The organism is bacterium, assembly GCA_036524115.1.
In the GTDB taxonomy this organism is placed as follows: Bacteria; JAUVQV01; JAUVQV01; order JAUVQV01; family DATDCY01; genus DATDCY01.
Genome location: DATDCY010000292.1, coordinates 1 through 18,879 on the forward strand (window position 1 = coordinate 1; position 18,879 = coordinate 18,879).

Annotated in this window: 17 protein-coding genes and 1 pseudogene; 10 read left to right on the forward strand and 8 right to left on the reverse strand. The window is 71.8% G+C overall.

Features of this window, described 5'->3' with window-relative positions; translation table 11 throughout:
• Positions 1–127 precede the first annotated feature (127 nt).
• The 6 genes and pseudogenes from prfA to VI078_13890 all read right to left on the reverse strand — a co-directional run bounded on the left by prfA (position 128) and on the right by VI078_13890 (position 5,132).
• Positions 128–1,195 (reverse strand): peptide chain release factor 1, encoded by a 1,068-nt coding sequence (prfA, locus tag VI078_13865; GenBank protein HEY6000370.1) that lies wholly within the window; start codon positions 1,193–1,195, stop codon positions 128–130.
• 64 nt (positions 1,196–1,259) lie between these two features.
• Positions 1,260–1,940: pseudogene (thyX, locus tag VI078_13870) on the reverse strand (FAD-dependent thymidylate synthase).
• A gap of 79 nt (positions 1,941–2,019) precedes the next feature.
• Positions 2,020–2,238 carry a 50S ribosomal protein L31 gene (gene rpmE, locus VI078_13875; GenBank protein HEY6000371.1) on the reverse strand — a complete coding sequence of 73 codons (219 nt, stop codon included), beginning with the start codon at positions 2,236–2,238 and terminating at the stop codon, positions 2,020–2,022.
• An 87-nt stretch (positions 2,239–2,325) separates the two neighbouring features.
• The gene (locus VI078_13880) at positions 2,326–2,541 is read right to left on the reverse strand and encodes a zinc ribbon domain-containing protein (protein ID HEY6000372.1); all 216 of its coding nucleotides are present in this window, start codon (positions 2,539–2,541) and stop codon (positions 2,326–2,328) included.
• Between the two features lie 9 nt (positions 2,542–2,550).
• Positions 2,551–3,204, reverse strand: a complete 654-nt coding sequence (fsa, locus tag VI078_13885) for a fructose-6-phosphate aldolase (GenBank protein HEY6000373.1) — start codon at positions 3,202–3,204, stop codon at positions 2,551–2,553.
• A 17-nt stretch (positions 3,205–3,221) separates the two neighbouring features.
• Positions 3,222–5,132 carry a peptidyl-prolyl cis-trans isomerase gene (locus tag VI078_13890; protein HEY6000374.1) on the reverse strand — a complete coding sequence of 637 codons (1,911 nt, stop codon included), beginning with the start codon at positions 5,130–5,132 and terminating at the stop codon, positions 3,222–3,224.
• A 192-nt stretch (positions 5,133–5,324) separates the two neighbouring features.
• On the opposite strand from VI078_13890, the gene hemL reads away from it, so the two are divergent.
• Genes hemL through atpE form a run of 5 tightly spaced genes read left to right on the forward strand, consistent with a single transcriptional unit; the run spans position 5,325 to position 8,353 of the window.
• Positions 5,325–6,605, forward strand: coding sequence for a glutamate-1-semialdehyde 2,1-aminomutase (gene hemL, locus VI078_13895; GenBank protein HEY6000375.1), 1,281 nt, complete (start codon positions 5,325–5,327; stop codon positions 6,603–6,605).
• A gap of 8 nt (positions 6,606–6,613) precedes the next feature.
• Positions 6,614–6,850, forward strand: coding sequence for an AtpZ/AtpI family protein (locus tag VI078_13900; protein HEY6000376.1), 237 nt, complete (start codon positions 6,614–6,616; stop codon positions 6,848–6,850).
• Complete coding sequence (locus VI078_13905; GenBank protein HEY6000377.1) at positions 6,847–7,224, forward strand: ATP synthase subunit I; 378 nt, start codon at positions 6,847–6,849, stop codon at positions 7,222–7,224. Before VI078_13900 ends, VI078_13905 begins: the two co-directional genes overlap by 4 nt.
• An 8-nt stretch (positions 7,225–7,232) precedes the next feature.
• Positions 7,233–7,961, forward strand: coding sequence for a F0F1 ATP synthase subunit A (atpB, locus tag VI078_13910; protein ID HEY6000378.1), 729 nt, complete (start codon positions 7,233–7,235; stop codon positions 7,959–7,961).
• Positions 7,962–8,014: 53 nt separating this feature from the next.
• Positions 8,015–8,353 carry an ATP synthase F0 subunit C gene (gene atpE / locus VI078_13915; protein HEY6000379.1) on the forward strand — a complete coding sequence of 113 codons (339 nt, stop codon included), beginning with the start codon at positions 8,015–8,017 and terminating at the stop codon, positions 8,351–8,353.
• A 579-nt stretch (positions 8,354–8,932) separates the two neighbouring features.
• Here atpE and VI078_13920 read toward each other — a convergent pair.
• Complete coding sequence (locus VI078_13920; protein ID HEY6000380.1) at positions 8,933–10,018, reverse strand: redoxin domain-containing protein; 1,086 nt, start codon at positions 10,016–10,018, stop codon at positions 8,933–8,935.
• 139 nt (positions 10,019–10,157) lie between these two features.
• Here VI078_13920 and selA point away from each other — a divergent pair, with 139 nt between their 5' ends.
• Positions 10,158–11,582: an L-seryl-tRNA(Sec) selenium transferase gene (selA, locus tag VI078_13925; protein ID HEY6000381.1), complete on the forward strand. Its 1,425-nt coding sequence runs from the start codon at positions 10,158–10,160 to the stop codon at positions 11,580–11,582.
• Complete coding sequence (selB, locus tag VI078_13930) at positions 11,579–13,501, forward strand: selenocysteine-specific translation elongation factor (protein HEY6000382.1); 1,923 nt, start codon at positions 11,579–11,581, stop codon at positions 13,499–13,501. Before selA ends, selB begins: the two co-directional genes overlap by 4 nt.
• Positions 13,502–13,704: 203 nt before the next feature.
• Here the strand turns inward: selB and VI078_13935 are convergent, their stop codons facing one another.
• Entirely contained in the window at positions 13,705–13,971 is a 267-nt protein-coding gene (locus VI078_13935) for a hypothetical protein (protein ID HEY6000383.1), read from the reverse strand.
• 100 nt (positions 13,972–14,071) lie between these two features.
• On the opposite strand from VI078_13935, the gene ligA reads away from it, so the two are divergent.
• Genes ligA through glgC form a run of 3 tightly spaced genes read left to right on the forward strand, consistent with a single transcriptional unit; the run spans position 14,072 to position 18,875 of the window.
• Positions 14,072–16,105, forward strand: a complete 2,034-nt coding sequence (gene ligA / locus VI078_13940) for an NAD-dependent DNA ligase LigA (GenBank protein ID HEY6000384.1) — start codon at positions 14,072–14,074, stop codon at positions 16,103–16,105.
• Complete coding sequence (gene glgA, locus VI078_13945) at positions 16,102–17,574, forward strand: glycogen synthase GlgA (GenBank protein HEY6000385.1); 1,473 nt, start codon at positions 16,102–16,104, stop codon at positions 17,572–17,574. The genes ligA and glgA overlap by 4 nt, the downstream gene beginning before the upstream one ends.
• 50 nt (positions 17,575–17,624) lie before the next feature.
• Complete coding sequence (gene glgC / locus VI078_13950) at positions 17,625–18,875, forward strand: glucose-1-phosphate adenylyltransferase (protein ID HEY6000386.1); 1,251 nt, start codon at positions 17,625–17,627, stop codon at positions 18,873–18,875.
• Positions 18,876–18,879: the final 4 nt, after the last annotated feature.

Sequence of the window (18,879 nt, forward strand, 5' to 3'; positions counted from 1 at the left end):
AGCAGCGACGCCGCGGCCAGGCCGCTGGCGCGCTCGAGCAGCAGCCGCGCGTCGAGCTCCGGCGTGCCGATCCCCGCGGCCGCGAGCCGCGAGCTGCCGGCCGCGAGGGCCTCGCCGACGACCGCCGTCACGCCCCTCCCCCGCTGAGCGCCGCCGCCTGGTAGTGCGAGGTCAGCGCGTCGATCATCTCCTGGATGTCGCCCTCGAGGAAGGACTCGAGGCGGTGGATGGTGAGGCCGATGCGGTGATCGGTCACGCGGTTCTGCGGGAAGTTGTAGGTGCGGATGCGCTCGCTGCGGTCGCCGGTGCCGACCATGCCCTTGCGCTCGGAGGCGCGCCTGGCGGCGGCCTCCTCCTCCATGCGGTCCTTGAGGCGCGCGCGCAGGATGCGCAGGCCCTTGGCCTTGTTCTTGTGCTGGGACTTCTCGTCCTGGCAGGAGACGACGAGCCCGGTCGGCAGGTGCGTGATGCGCACCGCCGAGTCCGTCGTGTTGACGCTCTGCCCGCCCGGCCCCGAGGACCGGAAGACGTCGATGCGCAGCTCCTCCGGCTTGATCTCGACCTCGACCTCCTCGGCCTCGGGCAGGACGGCCACGGTCACCGCGGAGGTGTGGATCCGGCCGCTGGCCTCGGTCACGGGGACGCGCTGGACGCGGTGCACGCCGGCCTCGTACTTGAGCAGGCTGTAGGCGCCCCGGCCCTCGACGAGCGCGATGACCTCCTTGAGCCCGCCGATGCCGGTCGCGGTCTGGCTCATGATCTCGATCCGCCAGCGGCGCCCCTCGGCGTAGCGCGTGTACATGCGGAAGAGCTCCGCTGCGAAGAGCGCCGCCTCGTCGCCGCCGGTGCCGCCCCGGATCTCGAGAAACACGTTCTTGTCGTCGTTGGGGTCGCGCGGCGTCAGCAGCACGCGCAGCTCGCGCTCGATCTCCTCGAGCCGACCCGCCAGCTCGGCCAGCTCCTCCTGGGCCAGGGCGCGCAGTTCCGCGTCCCCCTCCTCGAGCAGGGCGCGGCTCTCCTCGCGACGCGTGCGCACCGCCTGGTGCTCGCGGAACTTCTCGACGATCGGCGCCAGCCCGCCGCGCTCGATCATCAACTCGCGGTAGCGCTGCCGGTCGGCGAGCACCGCCGGGTCCGCCAGCAACGCGTCGATCTCCTCGAAGCGCCGCTCGACCTCGGCCAGCTTAGTGAACACCGCGCCTCCCTTGCGCCGCGCGGGGCTCCGACAGCAACGGCCGCTCCGCGCCCGCCGCCCAGCCGCGATAGGCCGCGCGGACGTCCTTGAGGCGCCCGCAGGTCATCTTCCCCTCGGGGCACGGTCCAATGACGCACCGGGGGCCGCTGCCTTCGAAGAGCACGGGCGCGGCCGCGCGGGCCAGCCCGAGCATGCGCTCGGCCAGCTCGCGGATCTCCCACTGCGCGCGCCGGCAGCAGCGCATCTGGAAGAAGTGGCGCAGCTCCCGCGCGTTCATGGTGACGATGAGGCGCGTCGCGGCAGCGTTCGGCAGCACGAAGCGCGCGTCCTCGGCGGGAACCCCGGCCTCGAGCAGCTCACGGTAGGCCGTGCCGCACGCGCGCATCAGCCGCGCGTAGGCGCGCGCCAGCTCCGGACGCTCCGCGATCGCCGGCGGGACCACGTGCTCGAAGTCTTCGCGCGCGGCGACGTAACGCTGGCTCTGCTGGGAGTAGGAGGCGAGGCGGTGCCGGACGAGCTGGTGGCTCGCCGCCCGGGAGATGCCCTCGATGCCGAAGCTGAACACGGCGTGCTCGAGGACCGAGTGGTGGCCGAGCCCGACGATCCGCCGGATGAGCGCCGCGGCCGAGGAGGCGTCGACGCCGTGCTCGAGCTGGTCGATCCGGTCGGGGGAGTAGCAGAGGCGCGCGGCAAGGGCGACGGCGGTCTCCGGCTCGGCCGTGCGCCGCAGGAGCACGACGCGCATGCCCGGTCCGGTCACCGCAGGTGCCCCGCCGCCCGGCACCGTGCGCACCACCCCCTCCGGACCCTCACGCGAGCGGAGGCTAGGCCTTCGCCGTCTCTTTCTTCTGCCCGTACTTCTTGCGGAAGCGGTCAACGCGGCCGGCGGCGTCGATGAGCTTCTGCTTGCCGGTGAAGAACGGGTGGCATTTCGAGCAGATATCGACCTTGTAGCTCGGCTTCGTCGACCGGGTGCGGATGACCTCGCCGCACGCACAGGTGACCGAGATCTCGTCGTACGCGGGGTGGATTCCCTCTTTCATCGCCTCGTTCCTCCTCGTATCTCCATGTGAAGAAAGGAAATAATATCTGCAACCGCCGGCGCAGTCAAGCAGGTGCCTGCCGGCGAGCTAGTGACAGGAACTGCAGGAGGACTTGGCGCAGGACGTGCAGCCGCTGCCGCCCTTCGAGGACGTGAACTTCCCCCCGCTCTTGGAGCCGAACACGGAGAACTTCTTCTCCACCCGCTTGCTCCCGCACTCCGGGCACGCGGGCACGGTCGCGCCGGTCACGAGCTTCTCGAACTCGTGGCGGCAGCGCCCGCAGCGGAACTCGAAGATCGGCACGCCGGCCCTTCAGCGTCCCGCGGGCGGGATCTTGCGGGCGTCGGCCAGGAACTTCTCGATGCCCACGTCCGTCAGCGGGTGGCGCGCCAGCTGCTCGATGACGGCGAACGGCACGGTCGCGATGTGCGCGCCGATGGTCGCGGCCTGCACCACGTGCAGCGGCGAGCGCACGCTGGCGACGATGACCTCGGCGTCGAAGTCGTAGTTGCGCAGGATCTCGAGCGACTGCTCGACCATCTCCATCCCGGTGTGGCCGATGTCGTCGAGCCGTCCGACGAAGGGGCTGATGTAGGCCGCGCCCGCCTTGGCCGCCAGCAGCACCTGCGCGGGCGAGAAGACCAGCGTCATGTTGACGCGAATCCCCTCGGCGGCCAGCGCCCGCGTCGCCGCCAGCCCCTCGGTCATCACCGGCACCTTGACCACGACGCGGTCGTGCAGTTTCGCCAGTTCGCGCCCCTCGGCGACGATCCCGGCCGCGTCCATCGCCGTCGCCTCGGCGCTGACCGGCCCGTCGACGATGCCGCAGATCTCGCGCACCGCCTCGTGGAACGGCCGGCCCTCCTTGGCGACGAGCGAGGGGTTGGTCGTCACCCCGTCGACGACGCCCCAGCGGACCGCCTCGCGGATCTGGCCGACGTTCGCGGTGTCCAGGAAGAGCTTCATGCCGCCGCCCCCGCCGCCTAGAGGGTGCCGACCAGGCCGGTGTTGATCTTCACCGAGCGGGCCCGCCGCAGGTCCTCGAGCCAGGCCTCGAAGACCCGGTCCTTCTTGGCGGTGCGCAGCTTGTCGATCACCGCGGCCTTCTCGGCCGCGAACGCCTCGCGGGTCGCCGGCAGCTTGGCCGCCACCCGGTAGACCACGATCCGGCCGTCGGGCGCCGCCACCGGGCCGCCGAACGCCCCCGGCTCCAGGTCGAACGCGCCGGCGAACTGCTCGCCCTTGAGACCCGCCTCGCTCACGAACTCCCGCTGGGTGAAGAACGCCGTGTCCCGCGCCTCTCCCTTGAGCCGCGCGGCGAGCGCCTCCGGCTTCTCGCCGCGGCGCAGCTCCTCCAGCCGCAGACGTGCCTCGCCGAGCGCCCGCTGCTGCGCCTCCTCGGCGAGCACCTCGCGCTCGACCTGCGCCCGCGCCTCCTCGAAGCCCGGCACGGAGGACGCGCGCTTGGCAACCATCTTGTAGATCCAGTAGTCCTCGCCCGCGCGCACGAACTCGCTGACCTCGCCCTCGTTCATGGCGAACAGCGTGTCGGCCACCTCGGGGCGCGCCGCCGGCCCCGGCAGCGGGCCCTCGCGGGGCACCAGGCCCGTGGTCTGGACCGCCAGCCCGAACTTCGCGGCGACGGCGTCGAACTCGCCCTGCGCGAGCGCCTCGTTGATCTTCTCGACGCGCTCGGCCACCGCGGCGCGCAGCGCCTCGGCCGCGACGCGCCCGGCCACCTGGGCCCGCGCCTGCTCGAACGTCGGCGAGCCGGCCTCGCGCACCTCCTCGACCTTGATGATGTGGAAGCCGAACTGCGTGCGCACCAGGTCGCTCACCTGGCCTTTGCCGAGGGCGAAGGCAGCCTTCTCGAACTCCGGCACCATCTGGCCGGGACCGAACCACCCCAGCTCGCCGCCCGCCGGCCCGGAGGAGTCCTGCGAGAACTCCTTGGCGAGGGAGGCGAAGTCCGCCCCCTTCTTCGCCTTCCCGAGCACGAACTCGGCACGCTCGCGCACCTTCTTCTCCTCGTCGGCGGGGGCGTCCTTGGCGAGCCTGAAGAGAATGTGGCGCGCGCGCACGCCCTTCTCCACCTTGAACTCGGCCGCGTTCTCCTCGAAGTACCGGCGCAGCTGGTCCTCGGCGGCCGGCGGCGGCGGGGGCACATCCTTCGCGAGCACCGCGGCGCAGGCGAACTGCGCGCGCTCGGGCAGCGTGTACTTCGCCGGGTCGGCGTCGTAGACCGTGCGCAGACGATCGGCCGCCACCGTGCCGCCAGATGTTGGCGCGGGAGGCGGCAGGATCACGAGCGAGAGGCGCACCTTCTCCTTGTCGCGCCGGTACTCCTGGAAGGCCTCGGCCTCGGACACGCGCACGGCGTCCTGCACGATGGTGCGCACCTTGGCGGCGAGCAGCTCGCCGCGCACGTCCTCCTCGTACCCCGCCGGCGCGATCGCGGAGCCGGCGAGGACCTCGCGGTACTTCTTCGGGTCGAAGACGCCGTTGTCCTGGAAGGCCGCCGTCTCGCGGATCTTCTTGCCGACCTCCTCGTCGCTCGCCGCCAGGCCCAGCCGCTTCGCCTCGTCCAGGAGCAGCCGCCGCCCGATCGCCGCGTCCAGCGCGCCCTTGCGGATCTTGAACCGCTTCTCCAGCTCGGCCGTGCCGACGTTCGGGTAGAAGCGGCGGTAGAACTCCAGGCGGCTGTCGTGCGTCTTGATGAACTCGGCGTAGGGGATCTCGGCCTTGCCGACCCACGCCGCGACCGAGCGCTCGGAGTCCGAGGAGCTCATGCTCCCCCGCCCCCAGACGAGGAAGATCGTGCCGATGAACACGGCCACGATGAAGATCACGACGACCAGCACGAACACGGCGTTGGTGCGTATGAAGCGCATCATCGGCGCGCCATCCCTCCTTAGCGGTTGCCGCACAGCCTCCCACGGAAAAACGAACGCGAAGTGTACCCGGTTTCGTGCACCGATGCAACCGCTGCCGTCGCGCTTGTGCGCTTTGTTGACAATGCCCCGATGCCATGGTATTCAGGGCAGAATTTGCGCCCCACGCCGGGGCGCCGGAGGTGCGGACTCGACATGAAGCGATCAGCGCAGCTCTTCCGCCGGGCGCAGCGGCTCATGCCTGGCGGCGTCAACAGCCCCGTCCGGGCGTTCCGCTCCGTGGGGGGGCACCCCGTCTTCATCAGCAGGGCCAGGGGCGCCACCGTGACGGACGCCGACGGCAAGACCTACATCGACTACGTCGGCTCCTGGGGCCCGATGATCGTCGGGCACGCGCACCCCGACGTCGTGGCCGCGGTGCAGCGCGCCGCGAAGCTCGGCACCTCGTATGGCGCATCGACCGAGGCGGAGATCACCCTCGCGGAGATGGTCCGCGAGGCCTTCCCCTCGGTCGAGATGGTCCGCATGGTCAGCTCCGGGACCGAGGCGGTGATGAGCGCCGTCCGCCTCGCGCGCGCGGCGACGGGCCGCGACGACATCATCAAGTTCGAGGGGTGCTACCACGGGCACTCGGACCAGATGCTCGTCAAGGCCGGCTCGGGCGTCCTGACCCTCGGCATGCCCGACAGCCCGGGCGTCCCCGCCGACCTGGCGCGGCACACGCTGAACGTGCCGTACAACGACCTCGGTGCGGTGCGCCGCCTGCTGCGCGCGCGCAAGGGCAAGGTCGCCGCGGTCATCATCGAGCCGGTGGCCGCGAACGCCGGCGTCTTCCTGCCGCAGCCCGGCTTCCTCGAGGGACTGCGCGAGGCGACCGCCGAGGCGGGCGCCCTGCTCATCTTCGACGAGGTCATCACCGGCTTCCGCGTGGCCTACGGGGGCGCGCAGGAGTACTTCGGCGTCAAGCCCGACCTGACCTGCCTCGGCAAGATCATCGGCGGCGGCCTCCCCGTCGGGGCCTACGGCGGCCGGCGCGACCTGATGGAGATGGTCGCCCCCTCCGGGCCGGTCTACCAGGCGGGGACGCTCTCGGGGAACCCGCTCGCCATGGCGGCCGGGATCGCGACGCTCTCGCTGCTGCGCAAGCCCGGCGTCTACCGGCGCCTGGAGGCCAAGGGCGCGTACCTGGCGGCCGGCACCGCGGCCAACCTCAAGAAGGCCGGCATCAGGGCGGCCGTCCAGAACCGCGTCGGCTCGCTCTCGTGCCTCTTCTTCTGCGGGAAACCCGTCGTCGACTACGCCTCCGCCAAGGCGGCCGACGCGAAGAAGTACGCCCGCTACTTTCAGGGGATGCTCCGCCGCGGCGTCTATCTCGCCCCCTCGCAGTTCGAGGCGGCGTTCGTCTCGCTCGCGCACACCACCGCCCAGCTGGACCGCACGCTCGAGATCCAGCGCCGGGTGCTCACGGGCCTGTGATCGCGGCGGTGGCAACCAACGGCGGCGGGCGCGCCTCGTGGGCGCAGTACCTGTCCTACAGCGCCATCGGCATCGAGATGGGCGCCGCGCTGGTGGTCGGCATGGGGATCGGCTGGTTCCTCGACCGCACGTTCGACACCAGGCCGTGGTGCCTCGTGGTCTTCACGGGCTTCGGCATCGTCGCCGGGTTCCGCAACGTGCTGCGCGCCGCCCGCAAGGCGGCCAAGGAGGAGGAGCGCCTGTGACCGCGGAGCCCGCCGACCGCATCGAGCGCACCGCCTGGGCCCTCGGCGCCCTGCTGCTCGCCGCCAGCCTGCTGCTGCGCTCGGCGGCGGTGACGGCCGGCGTCGCCGTCGGCGTCCTCCTCGCGGTGCTCAACTACCGCTGGCTCGTGCGCTTCGCGCGGGCGCTCGTTTCCTCCGGCGAGCGCTCGCTGCCGCGCCTGCGCTACGCGCTGTACCTCGGCAAGTACGCCGTGACCGCGGCCGTCGTCGCCGCCGCGCTCAAGTTCCGCATCGCCGACCCGCTCGCCCTGCTCGCGGGCGCCAGCGTCGTGCTCCCGGCCCTGCTGCGGGAGTCGCTCCGCTGCGCCGCCGAACCCCGTCGCAAGGAGGCCTAGAGAAGACCATGCAGAGTTTCGAATGGGTTGCCATCATCCCCGGCATCAACGCGGTCCCGGTGCACGTGGTGCACGGGGCACTGGTGTTCACCGTGCTCTCGCTGCTCGCCATCCTCGCCGGCCGGCGGCTGGCGGACCCCACCCTGGACATCGTCCCCGCGCCGCGGTTGACGCTCGTCAACTTCTTCGAGACGGCCTACGGCACGATCGAGAAGCTCTGCGAGGAGAGCCTCGGCCACCACGGGCACCGCTTCATCTACCTCGTCGGGACACTCGCGCTCTGGATCCTCTTCTCGAACCTGATCGGCGTGATCCCGGGCCTGGTGCCCCCGACCGACAACGTCAACACGAACTTCGCCTGCGCGGCCTGCGTCTTCCTGCTGACGCACTACTACGGCTTCAAGGCCCACGGCATGGCCTACCTCAAGCACTTCGTCGGCCCGACGCCCTGGCTGGCGCCGCTGATGATCCCCATCGAGATCATCGGCCACCTCGCCCGCCCGCTCTCGCTGACGCTGCGTCTCTTCGGCAACATGTTCGGCGACCACATGAACCTCATGGTCTTCGTCGGCATGATGATCGGCCTGAGCAAGGCGTTCATCTGGGCCACGCCGATCGCCGCCCTCGTGCCGATCATCATCATCCTGCTGGGCATCTTCGTCGCGGTCGTCCAGACCTACGTCTTCATCCTGCTCACGATGAGCTACATCTCCGGCGCCATCGCGGAGTCCCACTAGGCGCGCGGAAGGCATACGCACACAACACGGTACAGGAAAGGAGGAACATGCACATGAGCAAGAGAATCTGGATGAGCCTGGTCGGCCTGTCGCTGGCGTTCGCGCCGGCGATCGCCGCCGCCCAGGAACACGGGGCGGCGGCCGGCGGCGGCGAGGGCTTCATGAAGTTCTTCGCCATCGCGATCGGCGCCGGTCTCGCCATCGGCCTCGCGGCCATCGGCGGCGGCCTCGGTCAGGGCAAGGCGGTCGCGTCCGCGCTCGAGGGGATCGCCCGCAACCCGGGCGCCGCGGGCAAGATCGTCACGCCCATGATCATCGGTCTCGCCATGATCGAGTCGCTGGTCATCTACGGCCTCGTCGTGGCGCTGATCCTGGTCTTCAAGATCGCGTAAGGCGCGGTCCGCGGACCACACCCCGCCCGGGGGCGACCTCGGGCGGGGTTTCTTGTCTCTGCACACGCCACCGTGGTCAATGCCGGGCCACGACCCGGCGGCGCCTGTTCCCTTCCGTCTCGCCCTGCGCCATTCAGTCCGCGAGAGCACTCATCAGCCGCTCGACTGTCAATGCGCCGGCCACACTCAGCGGCCACAGCAAGCGGCCGGCGCATTATGACCGCTCACAGGCGCCCCCGGGCCGTGGCCCTGTGACGAGGTCGGCCTGTTCCAGAGCCGGGGCGGGGCCTCGGCTTCGGCGAGGCGGCGGGCCCGCTCCCGAAGGGAGATAGAGTGGAGCGGCCGTGAAACCGGCGGACGGGACGAGGGCGGTCCCGCAGGGACGCGGGCTGTTGTTTGAGCCCGCAGGGCGAGTTACAGCCCGCGAGCCCCCGGCCCCTTCGCCGGTAGGCCGCGGAAACCCACGACCGGAGGGAGCGGGCTCGCCGCCTCGCGCATTGGCCTGCCCGTCCACGTCGCCACGGGCCAGAGACATGGGAACGGCGGGATTCGGGTCGGCCGCGGAGGCGGCCGGGCGGCTCAGCGGTTCTTCTTGAGGCCGGCCTCGAGGGCGCGGCGGTAGAGCTCGGCGGCGACGGGCAGGTCCTTCTGCGACTCCGCGACCTCGCCCATCTCGAAGATGTAGCGCGGCTCCGCCGGGTAGAGCTTTGCGGCGGCCTCGCGGCCCTTGCGGTACTCCTCGTCCTTGCCCTGGTACTTCGCGGCCAGCGCCGCGCCGAGCGCCAGTTCCTCGCGCTCCGGGAATTCCGTGGCCAACTCCACGAAGAGCGTCTGCGACTCCGGGAACTTCGCCGCGTGCAGGCTCACCACCGCGACCTGGTAGAGCGCCTCCGGGTCCTTCGGATCGATCTGCTTGGCGCGCTCGAACTGCGACAGCGCCAGGTCGGTCCGCCCCGTGCGCTTGTAGAGCAGCCCCAGCTCGACCCGCGGCTTCTTGAAGTCCGGATCCTTCTCGATCGCGGTCAGGAACTGGGCCTCGGCCTTCTCGTCCTGGCCCTTGCCCGCGAGCTGGCGCCCCAGGTTGTAGTACATGAGCGCGTGGTTCTTCGGGACGTACTCCTGGACCGGCCGCAGTTCAGCCTCGGTGGGGACACCGGCGGCCTTGCGCACCGCGTCGGCGAGCTCTTCGCGGAGCGTCGTCGGGTACCCCGCGAGCGTGTAGCCGACCTTCCCGTCGGCGCCGATGACGAGCGTCGAGGGCAGCGCCATCGCCCCGTAGTCGTTGAACGCGACGAGCCCGTCGTCGACGAGCGCCGGGCCGCTGGCACCCAGCTGCTTCACGGCGGCCGCGATGGCGTCGCGGTCCGCCGCCGAGATGGCCGGGTGCTCGCAGTTGACGGTCACGATCGAGATCTTCTCCGGGCCGATCTTGGTCCGCAGCGCCTCCAGGTCGCGAATCACCTCGGCCGACCGCGGGCTCCAGGTGGCCCAGAAGATGATCGCCGTCGCGCCCTTCCCGTAGATCTCGCCGCTCTTCCACTCCTTGCCGGAGACGTCCTTGAGGGTGAAGGGCGGCGGGCTCTGCGCAACCTGGACGTTCTTGAACGCCGCCGAGATCGAGGGCCGCGCGCACCAGAGCACGACCAGCGCCGCAGCCGCGACCACGACCCATCGCGATCTTTCCGTAAGCCGCCTCATGGAGCGCTAAAGTAGCATTCCGATAGAAGATGTCAAGAACAAACTCTTGACACGCTCCCCGCGGCCTGCGGAGAATGCATCCCGCCCACACCGGAAAGGCGGCGCCATGGAACCCTGGAGACAGCGGCTGTACCGCGGGATACCGAAGGTCGACGACGTGCTCGCCTGGCCCGAGGTCGCCGCCGCGTCCGCCGCCCTCCCCCGCTGGGCGCTGCTCGACTCCATCCGCGAGGTCCTCGACCGCCGGCGGGACGAGGTCGGCGCCTGCGCGCGCCCCGAGGACGACCCCGGCGGGGGCCGCGAGCGCATCGCCGCCCTCCTCGTCGCGCTGCTCCCCGCGCGCGGCCTGCCGCACCTGCGCCCGCTGATCAACGCCACGGGCATCATCGTGCACACGAACCTCGGCCGCTCGCCGCTGGCGCCCGAGGCGCTCGCCCAGGTCGAGCGCGCCGCCCGCGGCTACTCCAACCTCGAGTACACCCTCGCCGACGGGGAACGCGGCTCCCGCCAGGACCACTGCGAGGACCTGCTGCGCCGGCTCACGGGGGCGGAGGCTGCCCTCGCGGTCAACAACAACGCCGCCGCCGTCTTTCTCTGCCTGAACACGCTCGCCGACGGGCGCGAGGTCGTGGTTTCGCGCGGCCAGCTCGTCGAGATCGGCGGCTCGTTCCGCATCCCGGACGTCATGCGCAAGAGCGGGGCCCTCCTGCGCGAGGTGGGCACGACCAACAAGACGCGGGCCGCCGACTACCGCGACGCGATCACGGCCGCGACCGCCCTGCTCCTGCGCGTGCACACCAGCAACTTCCGCGTCGTCGGCTTCACCGCCGCCGTCGAGTTGCCGGAGCTGGTCGCCATCGGGCGCGCGGCGGGGGTGCCCGTCATGGACGACCTCGGCAGCGGCAGCCTCCTGGACCTCTCCGCACACGGTCTCCCGGGCGAGCCGACCGTGCAGGACGCGGTCGCGGCGGGCGCGGACCTCGTGACCTTCAGCGGCGACAAGCTCCTCGGCGGGCCGCAGGCCGGGCTGATCGTGGGCCGCCGCGAGCTGATCGAGCGCGTGCGCAGGAATCCGCTGCACCGCGCGATGCGCATCGACAAGCTCACGCTCGCGGCGCTCGAGGCGACGCTCAGGCTCTATCTCGAGGGTGACCGCGGCACCGCGCGCATCCCCACGGTCCGCATGATCGCCGAGACGTCCGCCGACGTCCGCGCCCGCGCCCGGCGCGTCCTGCGCCGGCTGCCCGCGGACGTCCGCGCCGCGTGGAATGCGAAAGTCGTCCCGAGCACCTCCCAGGTCGGCGGCGGCGCCCTGCCCGTCGAGCCGCTCGCCTCCGCCGCCCTCGCCCTCGGCACGGCCGAGCGCCCGGCGCACCGGCTCGAGGAAGCGCTGCGGCGCGCGCCGGCGCCGGTGATCGGCCGCCTGCAGGAGGGGCGGCTGCTCCTGGACCTGCGCACCGTCGCCGACGGCGAGGTCCCCGATCTGGCCGCCGCCATCGCCGCCGCCGTCCGCGGGCTGGGGACCGCGTGAGCCACCTGATCATCGGCACCGCCGGCCACATCGATCACGGCAAGACCACGCTGGTCCGCGCCCTGACAGGCATCGACACCGACCGTCTCAAGGAGGAGAAGGAGCGCGGCATCACGATCGAGCTGGGCTTCGCCCACCTGGACCTGCCCGGCCTGCCGCCTGTCGGCATCGTCGACGTACCCGGTCACGAGAAGTTCGTGCACCACATGGTGGCGGGCGCCGCGGGGATCGACCTCGTCCTGCTGGTCATCGCGGCCGACGAGGGGATCATGCCCCAGACCCGCGAGCACCTCGACATCTGCCGCCTGCTGGGGGTGCGCAAGGGCATCGTCGTGCTCACCAAGGCCGACCTCGTCGAGCCCGACTGGCTGGAGATGGTGCGCCAGGACGTGACGGCGCACCTGGCCGGCTCGTTCCTCGAGGGCGCGCCGCTGGTCCCCGTCTCGTCGACCACCGGCGCCGGCATCCCCGAGCTGCGCGCGGCCATCGCCGCGATGCTCGGGCAGGTGCCCCCGCGCGCATCCACCGGCCTGCCGCGGCTGCCGATCGACCGCGTCTTCACGATGAAGGGCTTCGGCACGGTGGTCACCGGCACGCTGATCGCGGGGCGGCTCGACGTCGGCGACGCGGTCGAGGTGCTGCCCGCGCGCATCGAGAGCCGCATCCGCGGGCTCCAGGTCTACGGCGCCGCCGTCGAGACGGCGCGCGCCGGCCAGCGCACGGCCATCAACCTCCAGGGTGTCGAGAAAGGCGCGATCGAGCGCGGCGCCGTGCTGACGAAGCCGGGCCTGCTCGAGCCCTCGTACCTGATGGACGCGCGCCTGAGCTACCTCAAGAGCGCCGCGAGGCCCCTGCCGAACCGCACGCGCGTGCGGCTGCACCTGGGCACGAGCGAGATCCTGGCGCGGGTGGTTCTCCTCGGCCGCGCCGAGCTGGCTCCCGGCGACGAGGCCATGGTGCAGTTCCGCCTCGAGTCGCCGGGCGTCGCGCTGCCCCGCGACCGCTTCGTCATCCGCGGCTACTCGCCGGTGATGACGCTCGGCGGCGGCGAGCTCGTCGACACGCAGCCCGGCAAGCACCGGCAGTTCTCGGCCACCGCGCTCGAGCACGTGGCGACGATGGCGGGCGCCGACCCCGCGCAGGCCGCGCCGCTGCTGGCGCTCGAGACCGGCCTCGCCGGGGCGGCGCGCGAGGAGCTGGCCCGCCGCATCAACCTCGACGCCGGCGCCATGAACAACGTGCTCGCGCAGCTCGTGAAGCAGGGGACGCTGCTCGAGATCCCCGGCTCGCCCCCGCTCTGGGTCCACCACGACGTCGCCGGGCAGTTCGCGCAGCGCGTCTCGGCCCTCCTCGCCGCGTTCCATGCCGCCGAGCCGCTCAAGCCCGGCCTGCCGAAGGAGGAGCTCAAGTCGAAGTTCCCCGCCGCCGCGCCCCGCGTCTTCGCCGCGCTGCTCGAGCGCCTGGCCAGGGGCGGCGCGGTCGCCGTCGAGCAGGACCTGGTGCGCCTGGCGACGCACCGCGTGCGGCTGCGCGTCGAGCAGGAGGAGGTGCGGGGCAAGGTCGAGGCGCTCTTCGTGCGCGCCGGCCTCCAGACGCCCGCGCTCGAGGCGGTCGCCCAGGAGCTGCGCCTCGACCCGCGGGCGGTGCGGGAGGCGGTGGGCCTGCTCGTCGCCGGCAAGCGCCTGGTCAAGGTCACCGAGGAGATCCTCATCCACGAGGACCACCTGGCGCCCCTGCGGGCGAAGGTGGTCGAGTTCCTCAAGGGCGGGGCGAAGCTGGGCATGCAGGAGTTCAAGGACATCAGCGGCGTCTCGCGCAAGTACTCCGTGCCGCTGCTCGAGCACTTCGACCGCACGGGGCTGACGATCCGCGTCGGCGACCAGCGCGTCCTGCGCAAATCCACCGGCGCCGGGCACTGAAACGGCCGCACCTGCGGCGGCGCTCACCTTGCGCCCGCGAGCCTGTCGAGTGGGCGAGATCCTCCCTGCGGCGGGCACCAGCCCGCCTCGGTCGCCGGATCGTCAGGCTCCTTGCATCTGCAGCCGTTTGAGCGCCCGGCTGTCCGTTGTCCGTGCTTCTTCCGTGAGCGATCCGCAGATGCGCCGCTGCAGGCGGCCAGCGGTTACCAGATCGGAGATTGGACCGTGCTGCCGTACTGCTTGATCAGGATGTCGACGATCGCCTGGTTGTAGTAGTTCACGCGTCGCTGGATCTCGGGCGAAACCCGCGAGACGTAGAGCTTGCGGCCGCGCTCGATCTCCTCGGCGAGCAGATCGAAGATGTTGTCCTCGCGCAGCCCGCGCCGGATCTCGTCGCGGTTGTAGAGCGCGATGTCGGAGACGATCGTCCGCGCGAGGCGCCGCGCCTTGTCCGCATCCTCGATCTGCATGCTTTTCCCCCGGGAGTCGCCTTGCATGGTAGCACCCGGCGCCCGAAAGTCAACGATCGCGGGACCTTGAGGGCCGTGTGCTATGATGACCCCATCCATCATGAGCGCCGTCAGCCGGGACGTCAGGAAGCGGGTCGAGGAGCTGCGCCGGGTCCTCGAGCACCACAATCACCAGTACTACGTCCTCGACACGCCGGAGATCTCCGACGCCGCCTACGACCGCCTGCTGCGGGAGCTGCAGGAACTGGAGGCCGCGCATCCCGAGCTGGCGGACCCCGGCTCCCCGACGCAGCGCGTTGGCGCGCCTCCAGCCGCGGCGTTCGCCCCGGTGCGCCACCGCCTGCCGATGCTCAGCCTCCAGAACTCCTTCACCGCCGAGGAGCTCGGCGAGTTCGACCGGCGCGTGCGCCGCTTCCTCGGTCGCGAGGAGCCCCTGACCTACCTGCTCGAGCCGAAGCTCGACGGGCTGGCGGTGGAGGTCGTCTACGAGGGCGGGCGCTTCGCCTCGGGGTCGACCCGCGGCGACGGCACCACGGGCGAGGACGTCGGCGCGAACCTGCGGACGGTCCGCTCGCTGCCGCTGCGGCTGCGCGCCGACGGACCGGCGCCGCCGCCGTACCTGGAGGTGCGCGGTGAGGTCATCCTGCGCACGCGGGACTTCGCCCGCCTCAACGCGGAGCGCGAGGAGGCCGGCGAGCCGCCCTTCGCCAACCCGCGCAACGCCGCGGCCGGCTCGCTGCGCCAGCTCGACCCGAAGGTCACGGCGTCGCGCCCGCTGGCGGTCTTCTTCTACGGCATCGGCGACTGCCCCGGCTTCGCGCCGCCCACCGAGCGCGAGGCCCTCGAGGCGCTGCGCCGCTGGGGCCTGCCGGTCGTGCCGGGGGCGGAAGCCGCCACGGGGATCGACGAGGCGCTCGCGTACTACCGCCGCCTGGAGGGTGAGCGCGACGGCCTGCCCTACGAGATCGACGGGGTCGTCGTGAAGGTCGACGACATCTCCCTCCAGCGTGAGCTGGGCGCCGTGGCGCGCAGCCCGCGCTGGGCGACCGCCTTCAAGTTCCCGCCGCGGCAGGCCGTGACGCGCCTGCGCGACGTCGAGTTCTCGGTGGGCCGCACCGGGGTCGTGACCCCCGTGGCGCTCATGGCCCCGGTGCGCATCGGCGGCGTGGAGGTCGAGCGCGCCACGCTCCACAACGAGGACGAGATCCGCCGCAAGGACATCCGCGTCGGGGACACGGTCGTCGTCACCCGCGCGGGCGACGTCATTCCCGCCGTCCAGGAGGTGGTGCCCGAGCGGCGCACCGGCGCGGAGCGGCCGATCGTCTTCCCGCAGGCCTGCCCGGCCTGCGGGGCCCGGCTCACCCGCGAGGAGGGCCAGGCGGCGTGGCGCTGCACGTCGCTCGCCTGCCCGGCGCGCCTGCGCGAGAGCCTGCGACACTTCGCCTCGCGCCGCGCCCTCGACATCGAGGGCCTCGGCGAGAAGCTCGTCGACCAGCTTGTCGAGCGCGGGCTCGTCCGCTCCGTGGCCGACCTCTACCGCCTGACGAAGGAGGACCTGCTGCCGCTCGAGCGGCTCGGCGAGAAGTCGGCCGACAACCTGCTCGCGGCCATCGACCGCAGCCGCCGGACGACGCTGGCCCGGCTCCTCTTCGGCCTCGGCATCCGCCACGTCGGCGAGCAGGTCGCGCGCCTGCTGGCGGAACACAGCGGCTCGCTCGAGAAGCTCGAAGAGGCGAGCGCCGAGGAGCTCACCGCGGTCCGCGGCGTGGGCCCGGAGATCGCGGCCAGCGTCGCGGCCTTCTTCCGCCAGGCCGAGAACCGGCGCACCGTGGCCGAACTGCTCGCCCGCGGCGTCTCCCCGGCAGCGGCCCCGCGCGCCGCCACCGGGACCGGGCCGCTCGCCGGACTCACCTTCGTCTTCACCGGGACGCTGGCGTCGCTGACGCGCGAGGAGGCGCAGGCGCTGATCGCGCGCGGCGGCGGCCGCAGCGCCGGCTCCGTCAGCCGCGCCACCAGCTACGTCGTCGCCGGGGAAGCCCCGGGGTCCAAGGCGCGGGACGCCGCGCGGCTCGGGGTCGCTGTCCTCACCGAACGCGAATTCCTCGACCTCCTCAGCCAAAGGGGTGTGCAGTGAGAAGACCGTTCCCGCTCACCATTGCCATGGCCGCCTCCGAGGCCCTCCCGTACGCCAAGAGCGGCGGCCTCGCCGACGTCGTCGGCGCGCTGGCCGCACAGCTCGCTCGGCTCGGCCACCGCGTGCTGCTCTTCGTGCCCTACTACCGCGAGGCGCGGGTGCGCCTCCCCCACCTGCCGCGGGCCTGCGCGCCGCTGGACCTGCCCTTCCCCGGCCACGACGTGCGCGTCGAGCTGCTGCGCCACGAGCCCGCGCCCGGCGTGACGGCGCTGCTCGTGCGCCAGGACGACGCCTTCGACCGCCCGCACCTCTATGGCACCCCCGACGCCGATTACTGGGACAACGCCGGCCGGTTCGCCCTCTTCTGCCGCGCGGTGCTCGCCGGCCTCGCCGCGCTGCGCGAGCGGCCCGACGTGCTCCACGTCCACGACTGGCAGACCTCCCTGCTGCCGCTGTATCTGCGCCACCGTCCCGACTACGCCGGCCCGCTCGCGGGGACGCCCTCCCTGGTCACGGTGCACAACCTCGCCTACCAGGGGCTGTTCCCCGCTTCCGCGCTGGGGTACCTCGGGATCCCCCCGGGGCTCTTCCACATGCACGGGGTCGAGTTCCATGGCCGGCTGAACCTCCTCAAGGCGGGCCTGCTCTACGCCGACGCCATCTCCACGGTGAGCCCGCGCTACAGCGAGGAGATCCGCACACCGCAGTTCGGCGAGGGTCTCGACGGGGTGCTGCGCGAGCGAGCGGGCGTGCTCTGCGGCATCCTCAACGGCGTCGACTACGAGGCGTGGAACCCGGAGAGCGACGCGCACATCCCGGCGCGCTACACGCCGGGCGACCTCGCCGGCAAGGCCCGGTGCAAGGAGGACGTCGAGCGGCTCTTCGGCTTCGAGCCCGATCCGCGCACGCCGCTCTTCGGAACCATCTCGCGCATGGCGGACCAGAAGGGCTTCGACCTGCTCGCCGCGGCGCTGCCGCAGCTCGTGGCGCTGCCCCTGCGCTGGTGCCTCCTCGGCTCGGGCGACCGGCATTACCAGGACCTCTTCGCGGGGCTGGCGCGGCGGCACCCGGGGCGCCTGGCGGTGCGCATCGGCTATGACGAACCCCTCGCGCACCGCATCGAGGCCGGCGCCGACGCGTACCTGATGCCCTCGCGCTTCGAGCCCTGCGGGCTCAACCAGATGTACAGCCTGCGCTACGGCACCGTGCCGGTCGTGCGCGCGGTCGGCGGTCTCGTCGACACCGTGCGGCCCTACGACCCGGCGCGCGGCACGGGCACCGGCTTCGTGTTCCGCGACTACGATGTCGGCGGCCTGCTCTGGGCCGTGCGCGAGGCGCTCGCCGCGTTCGCCCGCCCGGCGGACTGGGCGCGGCTGCGCGCGAACGGCATGGCCGAGGACTTCTCGTGGGAGTCCTCGGCGCGCCGCTACGTCGAACTCTACCGCTCGCTCTGCGCCCGCCGGGCCTGAAGCGCCGGCGCGGCCGGCGGGGGCCGCGAACTGAAAGGGGGGGGGAAGGCATGGGAACGAAGGTGCTGGGCCTGATCATGGCGGGCGGCAAGGGCGAGCGCCTCTACCCGCTCACGCGCGACCGCGCCAAGCCCGCCGTCCCCTTCGGCGGCAAGTACCGCATCGTCGACTTCGTGCTCTCGAATTTCGTCAACTCGGGCATCCGCTCGCTCTACGTCCTGACGCAGTTCAAGTCCCAGTCGCTCATCGAGCACATCCGGGACACGTGGAAGCTCGGTTCCGTGCTGCGCGACCAGTTCGTCAGCGCCGTCCCGGCGCAGATGCAGCAGGGCGACAGCTGGTATCGGGGCACGGCGGACGCGGTGCGGCAGAACCTCAACCTCGTGCACCAGTCGGACCCGGACATCGTGGCCGTCTTCGGCGCCGACCACATCTACCGCATGGACATCGGCCAGATGGTCGATTTCCACGTCGAGCGGCGCGCGGACGTGACCATCGCCGCGCTGCCGGTGCCCCGCGAGGAGGCACGGGCTTTCGGCATCATCAAGGTCGACGACTCCTGGCGGGTGCAGGGCTTCCAGGAGAAGCCGCCGCGGCCGAGCCCGATGCCGGGGAACCCCACGCACGCGCTGGCCTCGATGGGCAACTACCTCTTCTCCACCGACGCGCTGGACGCGATCCTCCAGGGCTCCGCCCGCAGCCGCGGCTGGATGGACTTCGGCAAGGACATCCTGCCCCGGGTCTTCCGCAAGCTGCGCGTCTTCGTGTACGACTTCAACCGCAACACCATCCCGGGGATGAAGAAAGGTGAGCAGAACTCCTACTGGCGCGACGTCGGCACCATCGAGTCCTACTTCCAGGCGACGATGGAGCTCAAGAGCGTCACGCCGCCGCTGAACCTCTACAACCACCAGTGGCCGATCATGACCTTCGACCCCAGCGCGCCGCCGGTCAAGTTCGTCTTCAACGACGAGGACCGGCGCGGCTTCGCGGTGGACTCGATCGTCTCCTCCGGGACGATCGTCTCGGGGGCGCGCATCTTCGACAGCGTGCTCGGCCGCAACGTCTTCGTGCACTCCTGGGCGGAGGTGCGCGACTCGATCGTCATGGACGGCGTGGACATCGGCCGGCACTGCCGCATCCGCCGCGCCATCATCGACAAGAACGTCGCGGTCCCCGCGGGCACGGTGATCGGCTACGACACGGCCGCGGACCGGCGGCGCTACAGCGTCAGCCCGTCGGGGATCGTCGTCATCCCCAAGGAGCCGAAGCAGGTCCGGCTCCGTGAGATGAACCGTTAGGAGG